This window comes from Anabaena sphaerica FACHB-251, from assembly GCF_014696825.1.
Classification (GTDB): Bacteria; Cyanobacteriota; Cyanobacteriia; order Cyanobacteriales; family Nostocaceae; genus RDYJ01.
Window position 1 is genome coordinate 175768 of the sequence record NZ_JACJQU010000009.1, and the last position, 22826, is coordinate 198593.

A 22826-nucleotide genomic window follows, 5' to 3' on the forward strand; every position below is an offset into this window, starting at 1 on the left:
AACGGTTAATTAAACATTTCTGGAATTAAATTACACATTTATTTTTTTCTGCATAGAAACTTAAAACAATGGATGCACAACTAGCTCAATTAATTATTAACGGGATTGCTGTGGGCAGCATTATTGCTCTGGCAGCGGTGGGACTGACACTAACCTATGGAATTTTACGATTATCTAACTTTGCTCACGGTGATTTTCTCACCTTGGGAGCTTATCTGACTTTGGTAGCAAATGCCTTGGGGCTAAATATCTGGCTATCAATGATTTTAGCAGCAGCGGGAACAGTAGCGGTGATGTTACTGACGGAAAAATTGCTGTGGTCAAAGATGCGCTCGATTCGTGCTACTTCCACAACACTGATTATCATCTCTATTGGACTAGCTTTATTTCTCCGCAACGGGATTATTTTTATCTGGGGAGGTAAAAACCAAAACTATAATCTCCCTGTCATCCCTGCTTTAGAATTTGGGGAGTTAAGAGTACCCCAAAATCAGTTATTGGTATTAGGGTTAGCTGTGCTGGCGATTTTGTCCCTCCACTACCTGCTACAAAACACCAAAATTGGTAAAGCCATGCGAGCAGTTGCTGATGATTTAGACTTAGCTAGAGTTTCTGGCATCAACGTTGACAGAGTAATTCTCTGGACTTGGGTAATTGCTGGTACTTTTACTTCTTTAGGCGGTAGTATGTACGGTTTGATTACTGCTGTACGTCCGAATATGGGCTGGTTTTTGATTTTGCCCTTATTTGCTTCTGTAATTTTGGGAGGTATCGGCAACCCCTACGGTGCGATCGCCGCTGCTTTTATCATTGGTATCGTCCAAGAAGTCAGCACCCCTTGGCTGGGTTCACAGTATAAACAAGGTGTAGCCTTATTAATCATGATTTTGGTGCTGCTCATCCGTCCCAAAGGTTTATTCAAAGGCACGATTTAGCAGTTAGTTATCAGTTATCAGTTTCATCGAGGGCGGAAAAACCTCACCATGCACCTGATAACTGTTCATTGTTAACTGTTCACTGAGTTGAGCAGCACCGAGCAACTTCTAATTATTCAATGATGTGGAAATAATAAGCTGCTACCAAGAAGTTGATCGCCAACAGTAGCAATGCCCAACCTGTACGGAAAGCGTAAGAAGGTTTAGCAGCTTTACCTTTAGAAGTCATAATTTGATTCTCCTGATTTGATGACTTTTTAACAAATACCAAACATAAGCGCCAATTCCCCAGAATCTTTAAAAATATTTGTGTGAGAACAGGGGACTAGGGACTGGGGACTAGGGACTGGGGACTGGGAAGAGGTAAACTTTTTACTGTTACCTGTCACCTTCCTCACCAGCGTGGTAGGAACTACGCACCAACGGACCAGAACGAACATGACTAAATCCCATCTCTCTGGCTATGTTACCTAGTTCATCAAATTCTGCTGGTGTCCAGTATTTTTGTACAGGCAGATGTTCTAAGGATGGGCGCATATATTGACCAAGTGTTAAGCGATCGCACCTTACAGCCCGCAAATCTGCCATTGCCTCAATGACTTCTTCCCTACTTTCACCGTGTCCCAGCATTAAACCTGACTTGGTGGGTATACTGTCATCAATTTCTTTAACTGTTGCCAGCACTCTTAACGAGCGATCGTACTTTGCTCCGCGTCGCACTGGACCAGTTAATCTCCGTACTGTTTCCACGTTATGGTTGTAACACGCTGGTTTCGTAGTAACAATCATTGCTATCCGCTGCTTTTGACCAGTTTCACCCACACCTGCACCACCCCAAAAATCTGGTGTTAGAACTTCAATTTGCGTTTCTGGGTTGAATTGGCGAATTGCTTCCATTGTCTTGACAAAATGACCAGCACCCCCATCTGCTAAATCATCACGGGCTACAGAAGTCAGTACCACATAGCTCAATCCCAAAAGCTGTACTGCTTCTGCTACCTTTTGCGGTTCTTCCGGGTCTAGGGCCATGGGCGCATGACCTTTATCTACTTGACAAAAAGCGCAAGACCTGGTGCAAGTTTGTCCCATGAGTAAAAAAGTTGCCGTTTTTTGGGCGTAGCATTCCCCCCGGTTGGGACAGCGGCCTTCTTCACAAATTGTATGAATTTGACGCTGCTTAATAATACGTTGTACGGTCGAGATTTCACTGGCTTTGCCAATAGAATGGCGTAGCCAGCTAGGCATTGCTGCAATTTCTGATTTGAGTTTTTGTGAAGAAGTCATATAATCCGTTGATTAACCTGACAAGATAAAAAATTACCGTGAAAACTTGTAATATAATACCTATAAAGGTAAAGCTACTAATAGCTTACAAACCATTGTTCACAACGCAAGCAGCAGTTTGACACATTACTTGCAATTTTGGCACTTATACAGAAATATACTCTCCCCCAATGTACACAAATCTTGTATATAGTGGGAGAATTCTTAATGTCAATCGGCGAATCAGCCATCTAAACTTATAGTCTCTGGTAGAGTAATCAGTCGTGGCCAACAAAATTTTAGTTATCGATGACACTACAGTTGTCAGAGTAAAAGTACGTGAAATGTTGCCTGCGGGCAATTTTGAGGTATTGGAAGCAAAAGACGGTTTAGAAGGATATAATCTCATCCTCAAAGAAAACGTCAGCTTGATCATGTTGGATTTTATTTTACCGAAAATGAGTGGCTGGGAAGTTTTCCAAAAAATTCAAGCCAACCCAGAATTAAAGAAAATTCCTTTGGTGATCATGTCTGGTCGCAAGGAAGAAGTAACAGAAAAAATCCCTGAACCATTTGAGTATTTTGAATTTCTGGGCAAGCCTTTTGACCAAAGACAGCTGATTAATGCTATTAAATTAGCTATGGCAGCTGCTAAAAAAGATCGTCGAGATGCTGCAACTCCAGTAGCTGGTGTAAAAACAGAGCAAGTGGCAGTTAAATCTGCTTCTACACAAGGTGCTTCTTCAGCAGAAATTCAGGCTCTAAATGCCAAAATTGTCAAAATGCAAGCTGAAATTGATAATTTGAAGAAACAGCTAACTCAGGTTGTGACATTTATTAAACAGAAAATCAAATAAGTCTTATTGGCTCTTTCTATTATCTTTGCCACCCAAAATACTTCAGTCTATAAAATCAGTTATAGACTGACCAAACCTGCAATTTTTTATTTAATTGAAGAAAATGGCAGGTTTTTTTTGACTTTTATTTCTATAATTTAAATAGATGAATCCTGTTTATTAAAAGCTATCTGCACCAAAAATTATAAATTTAACTTAATCATGAAAATCATGAAATCCTATAAATACTGATTCTGACATGATCAAAAATGGGCAATGAGTTAATTACTCATTACCCATGAATCAATCTACAATTCTTCTGCTTGCTTAGTAATAATTACATTTGCTTGTGTACTCGCCACTTTTGCGGCTTGCAAAATGGGAGTATTCGCAACTGAATTATTCGCTAAAGTAAACAACGGATTGGACAAAATACCCGCGATGGAAGTAGCAATTAAAGTTGCTATCAAGCCAACTTGTAAAGGTCTTAAACCTGGTAAATCCCAACGCACTTGAGGATAATTCTTCACTACGTCGGACATTTCTTGGGGTTCTTTAACCACCATCATTTTAACTACACGAATGTAGTAGTAGATGGAAACAACGCTGGTAACTAAACCTAGCAGAACTAACCAGTAAAGACCAGCTTGCCAACCTGCCCAGAATAAGTAAATCTTCCCGAAAAACCCAGCTAGTGGGGGAATACCACCCAAGGATAACAGAGAGATACTTAAACCGAGTGTGAGCAGTGGGTCTTTCTGATACAAACCTGAATATTCAGCAATTTGATCTGTTCCCGTCCGCAGAGAGAAGAGAATGATGCAGGTAAAGCCGCACAGGTTCATGAACAGGTAAACCAGTAAGTAAAATATCATACTGGAATAACCTGCATCAGTACCAGCAATTAAACCAATCATCACAAAGCCAGCTTGGGCAATGGATGAATAAGCTAACATCCGTTTCATGCTGGTTTGGGCTAAAGCAACTACGTTACCCAAGACCATACTGAGGACTGCTAGGGCTGTAAAGACAAATCTCCACTCGTCAGCGACGAGGGGGAAAACTACCGTCAATAAGCGGATAGCAAGTGCAAAACCTGCTGCTTTGGAACCGACAGATAAGAAGGCGATGACTGGGGTGGGAGCGCCTTCATAAACGTCTGGTGTCCACTGGTGGAAAGGTGCAGCGGAGATTTTGAAACCAATTCCCGCAATGACGAAAACAAGGGCAATTACAAAACCAAGAGATTGACTGACGTTAGCTGCGGCGATACCGTTAGCGATCGCACTCAATTCTGTTTGTCCACCGGATAAACCATACAGCAGTGATACACCGTATAAAAACACTGCTGTGCTGGAAGCTCCAATTAACAGGTATTTCAGGGCTGCTTCATTAGAACGAGGGTCACGCTTGGTATAACCTGTTAACAAATAAGAGGAAATACTCAGGGTTTCTAGGGAGATGAAAATCATCACCAACTCACTAGCACCTGATAAAAACATTCCTCCCAAAGTCGCAGTCATCAAAATGGCGATAAATTCTGCTAAAGCAGTACCACTCTGCTCTACATAGCGAATCGACATCAATATAGTCACAGCAGCAGACAGAGCAATGATACCGCGAAAGACAATACTGAGGTCATCACCATTAAAGCTCCCAGTAAAGCCGATGGGATTGGTGGAATCCCATTGTAAGTATAGGGCGACAATCGCAGCTGATAAACCAGCGATCGCCAGATATCCAATCCAGCGTGAAGATGTGCGCCCCAAAATCAAATCAACAATCAAAACCCCCAAGAGGGTGAGAATGACAATTCCCTCTGGTAAAATCGTTCCAGCATTTAACTGGGATGCAATATTAGCAAAATCCATGAGATGTATAGGTTTTGTCGATTAGAGATCAAGGCTAACTGAGTTAATTCTATCTATAGTTCTTGACCAAAATTGCATTTATCCGTATATTTTAAACTCACAGATGCTGGTTGACCATTCAATCTAAGTAATTATACTATTAAACCTCGTGTTATATTTTAGCTGATACAATGTCTGGATGAACCAAAAGAAAAATTCAGAATATTGCCAGATCGTTTGTACCTAGAGACTAAACACTTTTTTCAAAGTCTTGATTTTAGTTGTATTAAGACCACATTCAAGCTTAGAAATAGGATTTAAGCTTTTCCATTTACCTTTACTAGCACTGCAAATAATATCTGCTGCTGTTTCTATATCAACCTTGTCAAAGCCATCTATTTTATTTTGGGATAAATAATCTAACCGACTAAAAATTTCATCTCTTGTGGCAATTTTAATACTAATGCTCTCTGGGGGTGGTAAAGGTTGTGAAGTTGATATTGGTGGAGATACAAAGAAAATTTTAGATAGATGATCTAATTTTTTTCCCTTAGTAATACCGCATTTTAAAGTAGTTATCGGGTTTAAATTTGACCAACTTTCTCGATCTGCTGCTGCAATTTTGTCAGTAGCTATTACAGGGTCTACACCTTTTAATGCACTAGCTGGTTCAGCAATTAAATATCGCAGTGCTGCTAAAATAATATCTCTTGAAGCTGTAGTTAAATTAATTTTTGGTATAGCTTCTCTAGCTAAAATTTTCGCTTGTTCAATATTTTGAGATTCTGGGGAAATGACTATACACCAAACACGATCTAAACCAGCTTTTTGAGCAGCCGCATAAACCAATTGATTGCTAACTATTTGATATTTGTAATCAGCAATTTCTTGAACAATAGCCGGAATCCAATTGCGTCCATTAGCTTGTAAAATAGCTTCTGCTGCTGCTGTAACAATAAATTCTGATTCAGAGATTTTTTCACTAGGCTCAATTTCTTTTAAAAGCAGGTGCTTGAGTTTGCCAATATTATCAAAATCGCTCATAAAATAAAGTATTCCTTCGCTAAATCGAGATAATGTTGTGCAGCAGTAGAATGTTTAAAAGCAGCGGGTATACGATCAAATGCCGCACCTGATACAATTGCATAACTTGGTAGAATGAATATTTCTGTATTGGTATTAGCTTTTGTATAGTTAGGCCAAAAGTAAGGTTGTAAATTAATTTGTTTTGATTCTCTTATAATAATATCTTGAATTTCTTTATTTGCAGTTTTAAGCTGAGGAGGAGAAATACTTTCTCCATTAAAAAATATAGGTAATGCTATTGGTCCACCATCAGGTCTAGCTGCTTTAACTTTTGGGATAAAATCTTTAATCACTTTAGCTGCATTCTCTAGAGAAGCTAAATTGTTGTGTTTGGTAGGTATAAGCACAGCATCACAGGCATACAGGCTACTTTGACTAAAAAACATCCAATTTGTAGGACAATCAATAAATATGTAATCATATTCAGTTTTGAAAATCTTAATAGCATCTCTTAATCTAGCAGAACCTTTATCAATTTTTGCAACCAAGTCTTGCTCTGTAAATAATCCCATTTTTGGATCTGCTGGTATAACATCAAATTTTACTGTCTCTCCCGATTTGAATTTGACTCCAAAATGTTTAATGGTATTGCGAATATCTAAAGTTCTATCAGCTAGACAATCATATAAACTTATTTTTCCTAATTGTAATCCAAGGGAATTAGTTAAATCTCCTTGTTGTGGGTCAAAGTCAATTACAAGAACTTTTTTCCCCTTTCGGGTGAGAATTGCTGCTAAATTAACAGTTGTTGTGGTTTTACCAACACCACCCTTATTGTTGTAAACACAGACAGTCAATGCTTTCGGTGGATTATCAATCAAATTTTTGATGTGAGCAACAATATCATGAATATTGTCTTTTTTAATTAAAAGACTAGAAGTGGCAGGTACAACAACTTTTCCATGTTTTCTAAATAGCTGGATATGAACTGAATTAGTAATAATGCCCCATTGAGATTTTTGACAATTCGGAGAAAGTAAATATCTTTTGATTTGCTCTCTAGCTCTGATGTATTGAGGAGTCCCGTCCGATAAATTAATATTTGCTCCTGCACCTGTTGCTCGTGCCTTGACTTCGATTAGTAAATAGGGATTAGTTTTGGAAAATGAGAAATTATCACTAACAGCATTCTTGCGAGCGGCAAAATCTACTGTCCCATTTCCTGTAGAAAATGCTGGAATCTGCTCTTGTTGATTAAATCCCAGTGATTCTATCAGAGGGTCTACAAAACTTTTGCTGATCAGAGCTTCATTACTCTCATGTGGTAAAATACCATCTAAAATTTGATTCCAGTCTATAGTTACCATTACTTAATTACCAAACAAGAATTTGTATGAAAACTATGGCTTTTTTAGTTTAACCACATTTGTTACTGGAAGTAAGCCTGTATCTTCACTTATTTTAAATATACTTATTAATATACAAACAGGAAAACTGATAAATTAGGATAAGTATTTTTATAAGTATTTTTACTAGATATAGCTTAATTACAGTTGCTTGTTTAGGAAACCCACTAGCTGAAGATTGCGGAATAACTAAAAGATTTGCTTGTGCAAATCAACATTCATAACTATTTTGTCCGTCAGGGTGTAGTATTTAATGAAGCTAAACCTCAGATACTTAGTTAGGAATTAGCATTGCTTTTAATGTAATAATTAAAACAATTTGTAAGAATAATACGTAATTAGCCATAAATATTTTACTCAAATTTCCTAAAACGGATCATCAAGCGTTCAGAAGCGATGCTTCCAAAGTGCTATAGCTTCGCTCTCTTCGAGACGCTTCGCGAACGCCGCAGGCATCGCACTTTAGCTAAAGTTAAGTGAGGTATTCTTTGTCCCTCAACCGGCTCCACAGGCAGAGTCAGGTAAAGTAGAATTTATAATTGCTCAGAACCTCCAGTCCTCAACGAAAGAAGGCATCACCCCAGTTACACTTCAGGGATATTTTGAAAACTGTAGTCGCCAATTGTGCGTTAGATAAGTTAAAGATGGAAATATCTAAGCAATTTACATTTTGCATTGCCATTTCCAGTCTTCTGGGGCTGACTGTACCTAAAGTTGAAAGAATTTTCACCCTTTTGGGCAGTTTGTGTAAGGATAAAATCACTGCTTAGGCGTGATATTTCATCTTGACATTTCGCCAAAATTATCTCAACTTGACTGTTTAGCTTCAAAGCTATTCTTTTTTTTGAAATTTCCATGTCAACTCTCGTCATCGTCGAATCTCCAACCAAAGCTCGTACCATTCGCAACTACCTGCCCAAAGACTATCGGGTAGAAGCGTCAATGGGTCACGTGCGTGACCTCCCCCAGTCGGCTAGTGAAATTCCTGCTGCTGTCAAAGGGGAAAAATGGGCGCAGCTTGGGGTGAATATAGAAGCCGACTTTGAACCGGTGTATGTCGTCCCCAAGGACAAAAAGAAAATTGTCACTCAGCTGAAAGATGCCCTCAAAGGTGTTGATGAATTGATTTTGGCAACTGACGAAGACCGGGAAGGTGAAAGCATCAGTTGGCATTTATACCAATTGCTGAAGCCAAAAGTGCCTACTAAGCGAATGGTGTTTCACGAAATTACCCAGGAAGCTATTAAAAAAGCTTTGACAGACTGCCGTAATATTGATGAGCAATTGGTTCGCGCCCAAGAAACTAGACGAATTTTAGATCGACTGGTGGGATACACCCTATCGCCCTTGCTCTGGAAAAAAATCGCTTGGGGATTATCCGCAGGAAGAGTGCAATCTGTAGCGGTGCGGCTGTTGGTCAATAAGGAACGCCAACGCCGTGCTTTCCATGAAGGTACATATTGGGATTTGAAAGCCAGTTTATTGCAGGAAAAAAGCCCCTTTAGCGCCCAGTTGGTGACTTTTGGAGGTACTAAAGTTGCTACAGGCAGCGATTTTGATCCCACAACGGGACAAATAACCGCTGGACGCAATGTGGTGCTGCTGAATGAGGAACAAGCTTTAGAACTGAAGGAACGTCTGGAGGGTAAAACCTGGACTGTGACGGATATGGAAGAACGTCCAGTTACCCGTAAACCTTCACCACCGTTTACTACCTCGACGCTGCAACAAGAATCTAACCGCAAGTTGCGTCTTTCAGCACGGGATACAATGCGGGTTGCTCAGAATTTGTACGAGCAAGGGTATATTACCTATATGCGTACAGATTCGGTGCATTTGTCAGATCAAGCGATCGCTGCTGCTCGCAGTTGTGTGGAACAAAAGTACGGTAAGCAATATCTCAGCCCCCAACCCAGACAATACACCACTAAATCCAAAGGCGCACAAGAAGCACACGAAGCCATCCGCCCCGCTGGTAGCACTTTCCGCACACCCCAAGAAACGGGTTTAGGCGGAAGGGAATTTGCAGTATATGATTTAATTTGGAAGCGTACTGTAGCTTCACAAATGGCTGATTCTCGCCAGACCCAAATTACTGTCCAACTGCTAGTTGAAGATGCAGGTTTTCGTTCTTCTGGGAAACGCATTGATTTTCCAGGCTACCTACGCGCCTACGTCGAAGGGTCTGATGATCCCGAAGCCGCATTAGAAGACCAAGAAGTAATTTTACCACCCCTCAAAGTCGGAGATCATCCCACTTGCACAGAACTGGAAGCTGTGGGACACGAAACCCAGCCTCCCGCTAGGTACACCGAAGCTAGTCTGGTAAAAACTTTAGAAAGTGAAGGTATTGGTCGTCCTAGTACCTATGCCAGCATTATTGGTACGATCATCGATAAAGGTTATGCTCAGTTGGTGAGTAATGCTTTAATTCCTACTTTTACGGCTTTTGCTGTCACCGACTTGCTGGAGAAGCATTTCCCCGATATTGTTGATCCTAGCTTTACCTCGAAAATGGAGCAAACCCTCGATGATATTGCTACAGGTGAAGCTAAGTGGCTACCTTACCTCCAGAAATTTTATCTGGGAGAACATGGTTTAGAAACCTTGGTGAGAGAACAGGAAAGTCAAATTGATGCGACTAAAGCCAGAACTGTAGAACTAGAAAACTTAGATGCTAAAGTCCGCATTGGTAAATATGGTCCTTACATCGAAGTAGAAAATGGTGAAGGTGTGGTGACAGCGTCTATTCCTAAAGACCTCACACCCGCTGACCTCAACCCCAAACAGGTAGAAGTCCTGCTGCGCCAAAAAACTACCGGGCCTGACCAGGTGGGACGACATCCCGAAACTGGTGAACCAATTTATGTGAAAATTGGCACTTATGGACCTTATGTGCAGTTGGGTGATAAAACCGAGGAAAATCCTAAGCCTAAACAAGCTTCCTTCCCCAAAGGGGTAACACCGGAAAATCTCACATTAGAGGTAGCTGTGGGGCTGTTGGCATTACCTCGAACCTTGGGAGTACATCCGGTGACGGGAGGAAAAATACAAGCTAGTTTAGGACGGTTTGGTCCCTATGTGGTTCATGACCAAGGCAAGGAAGGAAAAGATTATCGTTCTCTCAAAGCGGCTGATAATGTATTGACGATTTCCCTAGAGCGTGCGTTGGAGTTATTGGCAGAACCAAAAAAGGGGCGTAGTTCTAGCAGCAGTAAATCTAAAGCAGCTTTACGGGAACTGGGTACTCATCCAGATGATGATGCATCTGTAAATATTTACGATGGCCCTTATGGTCCTTATATTAAGCATGGCAAAACTAATGTCAGTCTTCCAGAAGGTCAGTCAGTGGAAACTATCACCCTGTCAGCTGCACTAGAATTGCTGCAAGCTAAAGCATCTACTAAATCTACAAGCAGAACAAGTAAATCAACGACTTCTAAAACTAAGTCAAGTACGACCAAATCATCAACTACTAGAGGGAAAAAGAAAGAAGCATCAAATTAGGGACTAGGGAGATGGGAAATTCCGAGATTTTACTCCTTACCCTTTCCCTTATCCTTGTGATAATCTAATAAGTAAGCAAGAACACAAAACCAAATTTTCACTTGGTTTATGGGGCCGTTCAGTCAGCGTAAAACTCAGTCCCTTTAGGGCTGAGATAGAAGCTATTTGTGCGATTTTAATCGCTCAATTCTTTGACTCTGCTTGCTTAGTATGTGATATAATTAGCGCAAGACCGAAAGTTAGTATAACTAAACAACGTAAAAACTTAACTAGATTGGTTGAGTGCGTAGTCTCACATAAAAGTGTAGCAGTTTAGAAAAGCTAGATTGAGGGCATACTTCCGCTAAACAGAAACTTTGTTGTGTACGGTAGGGCATACCGAAACTTAGGCTTGGGGAGAAGATAACTCTACTTTGGTTGGCGCAATCCTGTCAGAGTAAGTAGTAACTTCGGTAAACCAAGAATCTCACTGTCTTTAGACCTGAGAGTGCCAAGTCTTAGAATACAGGAATGTATCAGCCTGATTAGAAACGAAAAGTGCGACAATTAGCCCGTTTCTATGATCCTGTTAATCAAAATTGAGGTAGTATCTCAGGAGCGTTCAGTTCAATGGACTATATAGAAAAGGTACTGGAAAAGCTTAAAGAATTAGCGCGGAAGCTAGTTGAAGCCTTGCTGGGGCCAGAGGCTGAACCGGAGCCGGAACTAATTCCGATTCCTGTGAATGAACGTTACCGTCGGCGCTAATGACCTCAAGGTATTGGAGTTAACCTTGGCAATTTTAAGTATTTTAGTACTGCACGGACCAAACCTCAATTTACTAGGACAGCGAGAACCGGGAATTTACGGTTCTCTCACCCTAGAGGAAATTAACCACTTGTTAGCAGCGGAAGCTTTCAAGTTAGAGGTTAAGGTTACCGCCTTGCAGTCAAATCATGAAGGAGTTTTGCTGGATGCAATTCACGGGGCATTAGGACAATACCAGGGAATTGTGATTAATGCCGGGGCATATACTCATACCAGTCTAGCTCTCAGAGATGCGATCGCTGCTGTGAATTTACCTGTAGTAGAGGTACATCTGAGCAATATTTACCGCCGAGAAGACTTTCGTCATCATTCTTACATAGCCCCCGTGGTAATTGGCCAAATCAGTGGTTTTGGTGTCCAAAGTTATTTGTTGGGTTTACAAGCACTGGTACATCATCTGAAAAAAGATGAAGTTTAAGAGTATGTGTAGATTTTGGCTTTTGGAAGAAATACTTAAATAAATATAAAATCCAAAATCTAAAATCTAAAATCTAAAATTTATATGCGTTATTCTCTCGTAAATCGGGTTAGAGGCACTTTCCTGGGAGCATTGCTAGGGGAAAGCTTAACTACTCAGAATGCTTGTAATTTAGGGGAAATTGCGGTTCTGGGTAGTGAAAGTTTAATTATATTGGGTAGATTAGATGTAGATGATTGGTTAAAGCGTTGCCAAAAAGCATCCGTTGATTTAGAAAGTAGTAATACTGCTTGGGCAAAAATAATTTTAGCCGCCTTACCAGTGGCGATTTTTTTTCACGAAGATCCTATTAAACTCAAATACAATTTGCTGCAAGTATTACACATTTGGAATCCGCAGCCAGTGGTAACAGATGCGGCTTTAATTATGGGATATGCGATCGCCAAATCTCTGACAGAAAAACTCGATCCTTTGACCCTTATTTCCCAAACTATTTCTTTTTTGGGAGAAACCGAAACATTATTACCACAAAAATTATTAAAAGTCAATACTTTATTAGAGCAAGGGGCGGGATTAGAACAGGCGCGAACCGAATTCAGTAGGCAAGAAAAAATAAGTAACAATATTGCATTAGCCTTTTACTGCTTTCTGAGTACCTTAGAAGATTTCCGGCTGACAGTTTTGCGGGCTACTGATAATTCTGGAAGGCAAGACTATTGGTATTTAGGCTCTCAGTCCACAGTTGCGTTTACTGGAGCCTTATCAGGGGCATATAACAGTACATTAGGTATTCCTGTCAATTGGCAAATTTTATTATCATCTGGCGATCAACCAGTATGGGGAATGAGCAGCTTTTCCCAGATGTTAAAGTTAGCTGATGCCCTTGTGGCAGTCTGGTCAGGTGCGTATAATATGACTCCAAATACCAAGGAGTTCACAAAAGAAGGATGTGACATAAATTGGGAATTGGCTCCACTTTCTATCTTCGCTGCACCTCGTGTAATTCGCCCGCGTTGAAAAATCAGGCGTTGCTAAGAGTATGATTTTGTTTCACGCAGAGGCGCTCCAGTCACAGAGAGTAAGAGTTTGAAATCATTGATTTTTCAATTTCATACCCTAATTCAGCAACGCCAAAACTTTGTACCTCACGAGCATGGGAACTGCTATATGTATATTTGGAGTCAACTGCTACAATTGACACAAGCCAATCAGTGAGAGGTTAGTTAATCAACAGTAAATAATCGCTGTGGTATATATAGTCGTTTGGGTTGTCTTGGGAAAAAACTGTATATAGTAGGTGAGGTTAATAATTCATGGAGCAGTAGTTACGATTGTCTTGTTTTAGGCTATCAAAGTAAGCAACTACCAGCCAGAGGTAATGAAAACGCAGCGATTTTTGCAGTCCTTGACCCGGCAATTGCGGCAATTGCGGCGACAGTACAAAGTGTTATGCCGTCAAGGAAAGTGGCTTGGTTTGGTGAGCAGTTCCAGGAGTCAAAGTAGTCATAAAAAACTTTTCAGAACGATTATTCGGAATATACTGTTGTATTTATTACCCACTAGTGAGGAAGGTGGACACCGACAAGGAAGGAAAGCTCCTCAATCAACTGCAAAATCTTTGACCAGTAATCATGGCATTTATGCAGTTGTTTTCCGCTGGTTACATCAACAGCGTTCTGCGGTGATTTTGGTCATTGCTGTGGTAACTTTAACAGGTGTAATGGGGCATGAATTATACAACCAGCCCCAGATGAAAATTGGGACTATTGCACCACAAACCTTTATTGCTCCATATTCTGCAAGTATCGAAGATCAGCAACAAACGGAAGCAGAACGCAAATTAGCACAGGCGAATTCTCACCCTGTATTGATGATAAATACCCAGAAAAATGAGCAAATTAACGAAAATTTGCGCCAACTGCTGGAAGATGCGAATGAACTTCGTGCTATTGCTGGATCTTTTCCTTTTTTCGATGTTTCAATCTTGTCTATTCCTACCCAGCGATATCTTCGTTCTTGTGTGCCATCAGAATGGGAAAAGCTAAAACTAGCTTTAGAAAATTATCAGAAACAAATTTATCCGTCGATACCTAAGTCAAGGACAGCAGACAGATACCAATTTTCTAGGTCGTTGCCTAGTCCTTTGTCACGCTTATCGACAGATGCAATTAAAGAGGAAAGTAAGATTGGCAAACCTGATTTTGATCAAGCATTAGCAGAACTAAAAGCTTATAGCATCACTACCCCAAATAAAAATCTATCTTTACTTATGACCCAAATATCCCAAATCAGAGCAGGATATGGTCAAGCTAGTGCCAAACTTTTACAGATGGAGGCTGAAAGGAAACAAGCAGTATACGGGGAAACGGTGCTTTTGGATCTGTCAGATGAAGACTGGACAAAAACACAAATGGGAATCCATCAAAGCGCAGAACGGATACTTACCCAAGGCATACCACCAGGACTACCGCGCAGTATTTTACAGGATGCGGTGAATCTACAACTACAACTCTCTGTACCTGGTGAAGCTGAATTCTTAGCAACTAAAGTATTGTTGACTGTACTGCGGCCGAATCTCCAGCAAGATGTAGAACAAACAAAACAACAGGCTCAACTAGCAGCAGAACAAGTGGCATCTGTAATGCAAAAGGTGCGTCAAGGAGAAGTGATTCTCAAGAAAGGGGAGCGGATTACAGCATGGAAATTTGATGTCCTGGATTATTATAACTTGAATCGCCGAGAGGTGAATTGGCTGGGTTTGAGTCTTTTAGCAGGTTTGGTTATTGCTGCTATTGGCGTTTTTGCGTGGGTGGAACGGCGGCTTGGTAGTCATTTGCGAGAAAGCGATCGCTTGTTGATATTACTCCTAACTCTGAGTATTCCTAGTGTTTTGGCGATGGGTGTACCTTATGCTACGTGGAGTGCAATCGGTTTATTATTGGGAAGCTTTTACGGCGGTACTTTGGGAGTGACTGTGGTAGGGCTAATGTCGTTAATACTACCCATTACTATAGAGATTAATAAGATTGGACTAGTCGCTGGTGCTGCGGGGGGAATCTTGAGTAGTTATTTGGCTCAAAGGTTCAAATCCCGCGAAGAATTGGCGTTATTAGGTATTGTGATTGCTTTAACTCAAGGAAGTATTTATTTATTTCTGAATATACTTGTTGGTGCAGCATTTGTTCACGCTTGGTATACGATTCTGCAAAATGCGCTGTTATTTGGTTTATCTGGTTTGGCTTGGAGTATTATCGCTTTGGGTTTAAGTCCTTATCTGGAAACATTGTTTGATTTAATTACGCCTATCCGATTGGCAGAACTAGCTAATCCTAATCGTGCTTTGTTAAAGCGACTGGCTACGGAAACTCCGGGAACTTTTCAACATACTTTGTTTGTGGCGACTTTGGCGGAGGCTGCGGCGAAAAAGCTGCGCTGCAATGTTGAGTTGGTCAGGGCTGGGACACTATACCATGATATTGGCAAAATGCACGACCCATTGGGATTTATTGAAAATCAAATGGGGGGTCCAAATAAACATGAGACGGAAATTAAAGATCCTTGGAAGAGTGCAGCCATTATTAAGAAGCACGTAACTGAGGGTTTGGTAATGGCTAAGAAGCATAGTTTACCGACGGCGATTCAAGCTTTTATTCCTGAACATCAAGGAACAATGGCGATCGCTTATTTTTATCACCAGGCACAGCAAATGGCTAAGGACGACCCTAGTATCATATTAGATCAAGCTGATTTTTGCTATGATGGACCTATTCCCCAATCTAGGGAAACAGGAATTGTCATGTTAGCTGATTCCTGTGAAGCCGCGTTGCGAAGTCTTAAAGATGCGACTCCAGAACAAGCATTAAGTATGCTGAATAATATTATCCGTGCTAAATGGCAAGAGGGGCAATTGGTAGATTCGGGATTGACGAGGGAGGAAATGCCAAAAATTGCTCAACTTTTTGTGGAAGTTTGGCAACAATTTCATCATAAACGTATTGCTTATCCTAAGTCAAAAACTAGTAATGATAAATCGGGTAATAGTTAATAGATAAGCGATCGCTTTTTTTGCTATCAGAGCCAAATTAGGCGATCGCACCTCTTCAAAAATGCGATCGCCCTCATCTGTCTATATTTTGTTTTTTAGCAAATCAACTATAACCGTACTCCATTTAACTTGAAATCCACAATGATTATTTTTACCTGTGTAGGGCAGTATTACACTTAATCCTCTACCCAATATAGTTGGTTGCCACAGATTAGCAGCTTTGTACTGTAACTGCATTTCTTGAAGTAGTTGATTAACCTTAATAGCACTAATTTTTTTACTAGTGAGTTTTTCTAATTCTCTACCAATTTCTGTGGGAGTTAAGAATTGAGTTTGCACTGTCATTTGATGTAACCTCGGTAACGTTAGTTAGAGGTTATGATTTGGGAATTTCCCAAGGCAAGAATCGGTTAACTAAGGCTGGAAGTCTTGTATAATAGTAAATACAGAGTTTGGGAACTTGTTTATCTTTGGGAATTCCCAAACTTTTTTACAAAAAATTATTATACTCAGTCTATGAATAAACCTAAGAAAGAACCTAATTTCAGTGCTGCCGCTAAACAGCGTACCAGTCGCTTTTTAGAAGAATTACTATCTTATGTTTTGGATAACCCCGATGATCTAGACATCAAATACAGATGGGAAGATAAAGATAGTAATAATCCCAAATTAATTATTTATGAAACTCCACGGAGATTCTTAGTAAAACTAGCCAAATTAGACAAAGATGATTACTTTTACGAAGTTATTAGAAATTTGATCCATTTGGAACTATGTGAAGATAGACGCACAAGTACACAGGGAAGCACTAATTGGCACTTTGCCTTGAAACTTTGGAGTAAAGATAAACAAAAAATTTGAGAGCTTTTGATAAACTTTGGGAATCTCAAAGACTTGAGAAATCAAAAAAATTAGATAATCATCAAACTAAATCCAAAATATTAGGCAAGCTTTCTCAAGTACCAGAACAACCTTTAAATTTCCTACCACGTCCTCATGAACTCAATAAAATCAAAAGTTTATTACTTGAGAATGAAAACCAAAGAGTAGCCGTTACAGGAATTTCTCATCGTGTGGGTTTACAAGGTATGGGAGGAATTGGCAAATCAGTTTTAGCCGCAATTTTAGCCCATGATGAAGACATAAGAAGTGTTTTCCCTGATGGTATTTTGTGGATAACACTTGGACAGCAACCAGCACTAACCTTAAGACAATTAGATTTAGCTAAAATGCTGGGTGATAGTTCGCAAATATTTCAAGATGTGCAACAAGGTAAAGTCTATTTAGGTGAATTATTTGCAAATAAAGCTTGCTTACTAATTATTGATGATGTTTGGAAAACTAAAGACGCGCAAGCCTTTAATATTTTAGGTCAGCGTTGCAAGATGTTGATTACAACACGGGATAGTAGGGTATTAGAAGGAGTAGGTGCTGTTAATCATCCAGTAGACTTGCTAACAGTTCCAGAATCACTAGCATTACTAGCTTTATGGGCAAAACAACATCCAGAAACTTTACCTCCAGAAGCACATCAAATAGTAGAAGAATGTGGTAGATTACCCTTAGCATTAGCCATGATTGGGGCAATGTTAAAAGGTAAGCCAGACCCTTGGAAAAATGTATTATATAAACTTCGTAATGCTGATTTAGAGAAAATAGAAGCTGAATTTCCTGAAAATTATCAATATCCAAACTTACTCAAAGCAATACAGGTTAGTGTTAAAGCATTAGAACCTGATTTACAAAAACGATATCTAGATTTTGCTGTTTTTCCAGAAGATACACTAATTTCTGAAGCAGTTTTACAAACTTTTTGGCAATCGGAAGGGTTAAATGAACATGATATCCAAGATCATATTAATTTACTCGTAGAAAGATCCCTAATTCGTCGTGATGAGAAAAATTGTTTAACTTTACATGACCTTCAATATGACTATGTACTTAAGCAAGCTGGTGATTTATCCATACTACATAATCGTTTATTAGCTGCTTATTCTCAATATTGTTCTCATGGTTGGCATACAGGAATAAATGATGGTTATTTCTTTCAAAATTTGGCTTACCATTTGAGAGAATCAGGACGCAAAGATGAACTGTATAGACTTTTGACACAATCACCTGATTGGATGGAGGCAAAATATATTGCTTGTATAGGTGATGCAGCATACGTCGCTGATTTGCAATTGGCAATAAATAATTTTACTGATCCTTTAACCGCAGATGAATTATTAATTTTAGTGCAACTACATACAGCACGGCAAATAGTTAATCAAAGAGTTAGTTTATATAATAATGATGATTTAGCTACCTTAGTTTGGTTGGATAGAGAAGAAGAGGCTTTAAATCATGCTCGTTTAAGATTAGAGATTGAAGAAAGATTTTATGGATTAATCACTATTTATAAATCTCTTTATGAAAAGAAAACACCTAAGCCAGAAATTTTAGATGAAATCTGGGAAATTATTAAATCAATGGATGGCTTAATTAAACTTGAAGCGTTTTGTGATTTGGCTAATTTAATTTGTAAAATAGGGACTGATTCCAAAACCTATAACGCTATTTTATCTCAAACATTTGAGTTATTTGAAAATAAAAATTATCTATTAAATTCTTGCCAAGATGACTGGGCTAAAATGAAATTTCTTCAAATTCTAAGTAAATTGGCTTTATTACTATTTATTCTTGGAAAAGATGAACTTGCATATATAACTTTTGTTGAAGTTCACGAAGCCATAAAATTATGCAAAAAAAATTTTCAACTACCAAAATTATGGATTACTCTAGTTATAAATCTAGCCGAAGCTAATTTTTTTCATCAAGCTTACAGCATATCACAAATAATTGAAGGAAATTATTTCAAAATAAATGTACTCAGTCATTTAGCCAAAACATTATTTAACAAGGGAATGCAAGCAGAGGCTAAATTATATCTTGCCGAAGTACAGGAAATCGCCACGTTATTAAATGACAGTGTTGGAGCAGAACAAGCACTTATAGAAATAGTATCAGCAACTGCTTATGCTGGAGATATTAAGCAAGCTCAAGAATTTTTATTAATGATAGGTGATAATGGTTGGTATACACACGCTTTAATGCAATTATCAATAGCATTAGCTAGATGTGGTAATTTCTTAAAAGCTGAAGAGTTTATTCAAAAAATTGAAGATAGAGGAATAAAAAACAGTGAAGATAGAGAAATAATTGAAACACTAGCCAAGATTGATTTATTATCCAACGCAGAAGAAATAGCAAATAAAATCAAGTATATACCAGAAAAAATAATAGCTCTTACTAGCTTAATAAAATCACTTCATAAAAAAGGGCAAAAGGATGAATCTGAAAACCTATTTTCAACAGTCAAGATACATTTGGAATTAATGCCTGAAAATATAGGTGAGGAAAATTTATTAGCTGTTTGTACTGCACTAGCTAAAATTAAGCAATTTGCACATGGACTAGCTAGGATAAAAGTAGATGATATAGATATTTTTATAGAGACATTAACAGACTGGGATACGGCTTTTGAAGAAGTTGAAAGTGGTTTATCTATCGTGATTTTCAGAGAAGTAATCCGTATTGCCAGTTGGGTAAGTCCTCACTGGCAGGAGATTTATCAGATTTTTCCTAATGTCAAAAGAGACTAACTTTAAAATCTTTGTTGTTTCTGGTATAATATAAAATAACCTCCAAAGTAATATAATTTCTATTACCTTAGAGGTTAATATTCTACTTTTTATTCCACAGTTACAGACTTCGCCAAATTCCTTGGCTGATCCACATCTAAACCCCGCCGTGCTGCAATATGATAAGCTAACAATTGCAAAGGTATAACTGTAAGAATAGGCGATAGAATTTCCTCCACTTCAGCCACAGGAATTAAATCATTAAAGATTTCCGCAGCTTCCCCATCATTAACAGAAGTCACCCCAATTAAACGGGAATCTCTCGCTTTCGCTTCTTGAGAATTAGAAATCACCTTTTCATATACACTACCAGGCATAGCGATCGCCACGACAGGAACTTTCGCATCTAACAATGCAATGGGTCCATGTTTCATTTCTCCTGCTGGATATCCTTCCGCGTGAATATAGCTAATTTCCTTTAATTTCAAAGCCCCTTCTAAAGCAATGGGAAAATTAATTCCTCTCCCTACAAAAATGAAATCTTTTGTTTCTGCAAAGTCATGAACTAAATGCTCAATATATCTCTCTTGAGTTTCTAAAATCGCTTCAATTTCTGCGGGTAACTGACGCAAACCTGCAACTATTTCTGCTAATCTAGCAGCAGTAATTGTTTGCCGCCGATAAGCTAAATCTAAGGCCAAACCATAAAACGCCATCAACTGGGCAATAAAAGTTTTTGTCGCTGCAACACCAATTTCAATACCCCCATGAGTATTGATAATATTCGCAACCATGTTACCCAAGCTACTTTCTGGGCGGTTAGTGATGCCTAAAAGTCGCGCTTGATACTTAGCCTGTCTTCCATGTCTACGTTCCTTTTCCATCGCTAAAGCTGCTAAAGTATCCGCAGTTTCCCCTGATTGTGTCACACCAATAGTTAAAGTATTAGCTGTCAAAGGTGCAGGTGCATAGCGAAACTCAGAAGCATACTGTACTTGAGTAGGAATTTCCGCCAATTGTTCTAACAAGTATTTACCGACTAAAGCCGCGTGCCAACTTGTACCACAAGCCACAATTTGAATTTGTTCTAAATCTGCGTAAAACTCCTCAGCTAAACCCAGCGTCACAGGTGTTGCTGAACTAGCAGGAAAATAAGCTTCTAAACAAGCCCTAACTACTCCTGGTTGCTCATAGATTTCCTTGAGCATAAAATGTTTGAAACCCTGCTTTTCCACCATGATGGGATTCCAATTCAAGGTGCGGGGATGCTTTTTCAAGCGATGTCCAGCAAAGTTATACACTTCAACACCCAAAGGAGTCAAACGAGCGATTTCGCCGTTTTCGAGAGGCAATACAGCACGGGTATAGGGGACAATCGCCGGAGTATCGGAAGCACAGAAAAACTCACCTTGGCCAAAGCCAATCACTAAAGGCGCTTGTTGGCGAACTACAATCAACTCATCAGGAAAGTCAGCAGAAATGGCAGCTACAGCAAAAGCCCCTTCTAACTTACTCACCGCTGCCAGCACTGCATCTAAAAAAGCAGAAGGGGAGGCAGAATTTTCAGGAGAATGTTTTAAACATTCTGCGATGAGATGGGGAATAACTTCTGTATCTGTTTCTGAACGAAATTCGTGTCCTAGCCCCTTCAGGTGTTCCCGTAACTCCCGATAATTTTCAATAATGCCATTCTGCACCACTGCTACCCGCAGCGCCGTATCCATGTGTGGATGAGCATTATATTCTTCTGGTTTACCATGAGTTGCCCAGCGAGTGTGACCAATACCAATTTGGGCAAGATTTTCGATTTGTTCCAGTTTGGAACGCAAATTCAGCAGTTTACCCTTAGCCCGCACACAATGAACGTCACCTTCCCAAATGGTGGCAATTCCAGCTGAGTCATAACCTCTATACTCTAGCTTTTCTAGCCCAGCTAGTAAAATATCTGTCGCCGCTTGAGTGCCTATATAGCCAACAATTCCGCACATTTTTTATACCACTTTAGTTACAAGATTATTATTATGTTGTCACTTGCACCCTATTAACGCGAATATTGGCTTGACAACTTTTCACTATTCATGGTTCCTGAATTTATTAACTTATAGTTAGTTGTCAACATAAGCATAAAGGGTTAATTATATCAAATAAAAAGGAGTAACTTAGCAAGTTGCTCCCTTAATCACTAGCTCAGGTATCAATATATAACCATGACTTATCCAAAAAGTCGGGTATCTGGTTATTAAAAAGTTTTAAGTGCTGAGTCCTGAGAGAAGAAGCAAGAATCATGTTAGTCGATGGATTTCTTGTTTCTCCCTAGCTCAGTCCTCAGCACTATTTTACTGAGTATTTTAAATTCCCAGTATTTTAGTATGCTAGACCCATACTGCGAGTTGTTTCAGCGCCCAGATAAACCCGGATGCTCAAAAAGTCAGTGGGGCAAGCTGTTTCACAACGTTTGCAGCCTACGCAGTCTTCTGTGCGGGGTGAAGATGCCACTTGAGCAGCTTTACAGCCATCCCAAGGAACCATCTCTAGAACGTCAGTGGGGCAAGCGCGGACGCATTGGGTGCAGCCGATGCAGGTATCGTAGATTTTTACGGTATGAGACATTGAAAAAACTGCTCCTTTCAGGTGTTCTTCTCTGGGAAGGAATCATAATCAAGGCATAGTTTACCGCAGTGCTGGATGGGCTGTAAGTAAAAGGCTACATAACTTCAAACAATTTAATAAGCTCTCTCAACAGTTTATCTGCCAAGATCGCCGCTATTCAGCTTTAATCAGCAACATCGCCCTCTGGCGTTGAAGTTGTTGACTCTCCAGAACAAAGCCAAATTGTAAAGATGTGTAAAGCCCAAGTCAATTCCCCAAAGCTAAACCTATAGTACCTATTGATTGATGGCTATGCAATGTCAGAAGCCACAAGATGGCAAAGAAATCATAACATTCAGTTATGGAGGCAGGAGGTTAGTAGCTAGTTACTGTTTTCTTAACTAACACTAACAAATACTCACATTTGCTCAAAATTTCCGCTCATCTGCTCTTGATGACAGAATCACAGTAAAATACTTGTATGCTACTAGGATTCAAGACCCAACTCAAAGTCAACAAGC

At 39.5% G+C, this 22826-nt stretch carries 16 protein-coding genes; 8 read left to right on the top strand and 8 right to left on the bottom strand.

The genetic code is table 11. The features are described 5' to 3' along the window. The first annotated feature begins 68 nt into the window (after positions 1-68). Positions 69-935, top strand: coding sequence for a branched-chain amino acid ABC transporter permease (locus tag H6G06_RS16400; protein WP_190561959.1), 867 nt, complete (start codon positions 69-71; stop codon positions 933-935). A gap of 112 nt (positions 936-1047) precedes the next feature. Here the strand turns inward: H6G06_RS16400 and psaX are convergent, their stop codons facing one another. Both psaX and lipA read right to left on the bottom strand, forming a co-directional pair. After that, positions 1048-1164: a photosystem I protein PsaX gene (gene psaX, locus H6G06_RS16405; RefSeq protein ID WP_190561961.1), complete on the bottom strand. Its 117-nt coding sequence runs from the start codon at positions 1162-1164 to the stop codon at positions 1048-1050. A gap of 149 nt (positions 1165-1313) precedes the next feature. After that, positions 1314-2219: a lipoyl synthase gene (gene lipA, locus H6G06_RS16410; protein WP_190561963.1), complete on the bottom strand. Its 906-nt coding sequence runs from the start codon at positions 2217-2219 to the stop codon at positions 1314-1316. A gap of 263 nt (positions 2220-2482) precedes the next feature. Here lipA and H6G06_RS16415 point away from each other — a divergent pair, with 263 nt between their 5' ends. Next, positions 2483-3055 (top strand): response regulator, encoded by a 573-nt coding sequence (locus H6G06_RS16415; protein ID WP_190561965.1) that lies wholly within the window; start codon positions 2483-2485, stop codon positions 3053-3055. Between the two features lie 287 nt (positions 3056-3342). On the opposite strand, the gene H6G06_RS16420 is transcribed toward H6G06_RS16415, so the two are convergent. The 3 genes from H6G06_RS16420 to H6G06_RS16430 form a co-directional block, all read right to left on the bottom strand. Further along, entirely contained in the window at positions 3343-4905 is a 1563-nt protein-coding gene (locus tag H6G06_RS16420; protein ID WP_190561967.1) for an NAD(P)H-quinone oxidoreductase subunit N, read from the bottom strand. 222 nt (positions 4906-5127) lie between these two features. Next, entirely contained in the window at positions 5128-5928 is an 801-nt protein-coding gene (locus tag H6G06_RS16425; protein WP_190561969.1) for a ParB N-terminal domain-containing protein, read from the bottom strand. After that, positions 5925-7277, bottom strand: coding sequence for an AAA family ATPase (locus H6G06_RS16430; RefSeq protein WP_190561971.1), 1353 nt, complete (start codon positions 7275-7277; stop codon positions 5925-5927). The genes H6G06_RS16425 and H6G06_RS16430 overlap by 4 nt, the downstream gene beginning before the upstream one ends. Positions 7278-8171: 894 nt before the next feature. Between H6G06_RS16430 and topA the strand changes: the two genes are divergently transcribed. The 4 genes from topA (at position 8172) to H6G06_RS16450 (ending at position 16093) form a co-directional block, all read left to right on the top strand. After that, complete coding sequence (topA, locus tag H6G06_RS16435) at positions 8172-10823, top strand: type I DNA topoisomerase (protein WP_190561973.1); 2652 nt, start codon at positions 8172-8174, stop codon at positions 10821-10823. A gap of 724 nt (positions 10824-11547) precedes the next feature. Then, the gene (gene aroQ / locus H6G06_RS16440; RefSeq protein WP_190561975.1) at positions 11548-12048 is read left to right on the top strand and encodes a type II 3-dehydroquinate dehydratase; all 501 of its coding nucleotides are present in this window, start codon (positions 11548-11550) and stop codon (positions 12046-12048) included. A gap of 84 nt (positions 12049-12132) precedes the next feature. Then, the gene (locus H6G06_RS16445; protein WP_190561977.1) at positions 12133-13065 is read left to right on the top strand and encodes an ADP-ribosylglycohydrolase family protein; all 933 of its coding nucleotides are present in this window, start codon (positions 12133-12135) and stop codon (positions 13063-13065) included. A 361-nt stretch (positions 13066-13426) separates the two neighbouring features. Then, positions 13427-16093, top strand: coding sequence for an HD family phosphohydrolase (locus H6G06_RS16450; RefSeq protein ID WP_190561979.1), 2667 nt, complete (start codon positions 13427-13429; stop codon positions 16091-16093). 81 nt (positions 16094-16174) lie between these two features. Here the strand turns inward: H6G06_RS16450 and H6G06_RS16455 are convergent, their stop codons facing one another. Beyond that, entirely contained in the window at positions 16175-16438 is a 264-nt protein-coding gene (locus H6G06_RS16455) for a hypothetical protein (RefSeq protein ID WP_190561981.1), read from the bottom strand. Positions 16439-16609: 171 nt separating this feature from the next. On the opposite strand from H6G06_RS16455, the gene H6G06_RS16460 reads away from it, so the two are divergent. Together H6G06_RS16460 and H6G06_RS16465 are read left to right on the top strand one after the other, a co-directional pair. Further along, positions 16610-16954, top strand: coding sequence for a hypothetical protein (locus H6G06_RS16460; protein WP_190561983.1), 345 nt, complete (start codon positions 16610-16612; stop codon positions 16952-16954). Then, positions 16951-19737 (top strand): NB-ARC domain-containing protein, encoded by a 2787-nt coding sequence (locus H6G06_RS16465; RefSeq protein ID WP_190561985.1) that lies wholly within the window; start codon positions 16951-16953, stop codon positions 19735-19737. The genes H6G06_RS16460 and H6G06_RS16465 overlap by 4 nt, the downstream gene beginning before the upstream one ends. An 89-nt stretch (positions 19738-19826) precedes the next feature. Here H6G06_RS16465 and glmS read toward each other — a convergent pair whose 3' ends face one another. Both glmS and psaC read right to left on the bottom strand, forming a co-directional pair. Further along, positions 19827-21704 (bottom strand): glutamine--fructose-6-phosphate transaminase (isomerizing), encoded by a 1878-nt coding sequence (gene glmS, locus H6G06_RS16470; RefSeq protein WP_190561987.1) that lies wholly within the window; start codon positions 21702-21704, stop codon positions 19827-19829. A gap of 376 nt (positions 21705-22080) precedes the next feature. Next, on the bottom strand, positions 22081-22326 hold the full coding sequence (gene psaC / locus H6G06_RS16475) for a photosystem I iron-sulfur center protein PsaC (RefSeq protein WP_010997613.1): 246 nt from the start codon (positions 22324-22326) through the stop codon (positions 22081-22083). Between the last annotated feature and the right edge of the window lie 500 nt (positions 22327-22826).

Bases quoted from the DNA above. Each gene is read 5' to 3' on its own strand.
- H6G06_RS16400 (WP_190561959.1), top strand. From the start codon at position 69: ATGGATGCACAACTAGCTCAATTAATTATTAACGGGATTGCTGTGGGC.
- H6G06_RS16425 (WP_190561969.1), bottom strand. From the start codon at position 5,928: ATGAGCGATTTTGATAATATTGGCAAACTCAAGCACCTGCTTTTAAAA.
- H6G06_RS16445 (WP_190561977.1), top strand. From the start codon at position 12,133: ATGCGTTATTCTCTCGTAAATCGGGTTAGAGGCACTTTCCTGGGAGCA.
- H6G06_RS16460 (WP_190561983.1), top strand. From the start codon at position 16,610: ATGAATAAACCTAAGAAAGAACCTAATTTCAGTGCTGCCGCTAAACAG.
- psaX (WP_190561961.1), bottom strand. From the start codon at position 1,164: ATGACTTCTAAAGGTAAAGCTGCTAAACCTTCTTACGCTTTCCGTACA.
- H6G06_RS16455 (WP_190561981.1), bottom strand. From the start codon at position 16,438: ATGACAGTGCAAACTCAATTCTTAACTCCCACAGAAATTGGTAGAGAA.
- psaC (WP_010997613.1), bottom strand. From the start codon at position 22,326: ATGTCTCATACCGTAAAAATCTACGATACCTGCATCGGCTGCACCCAA.
- aroQ (WP_190561975.1), top strand. From the start codon at position 11,548: ATGAACGTTACCGTCGGCGCTAATGACCTCAAGGTATTGGAGTTAACC.
- topA (WP_190561973.1), top strand. From the start codon at position 8,172: ATGTCAACTCTCGTCATCGTCGAATCTCCAACCAAAGCTCGTACCATT.
- glmS (WP_190561987.1), bottom strand. From the start codon at position 21,704: ATGTGCGGAATTGTTGGCTATATAGGCACTCAAGCGGCGACAGATATT.
- H6G06_RS16430 (WP_190561971.1), bottom strand. From the start codon at position 7,277: ATGGTAACTATAGACTGGAATCAAATTTTAGATGGTATTTTACCACAT.
- H6G06_RS16420 (WP_190561967.1), bottom strand. From the start codon at position 4,905: ATGGATTTTGCTAATATTGCATCCCAGTTAAATGCTGGAACGATTTTA.
- H6G06_RS16450 (WP_190561979.1), top strand. From the start codon at position 13,427: ATGAAAACGCAGCGATTTTTGCAGTCCTTGACCCGGCAATTGCGGCAA.
- lipA (WP_190561963.1), bottom strand. From the start codon at position 2,219: ATGACTTCTTCACAAAAACTCAAATCAGAAATTGCAGCAATGCCTAGC.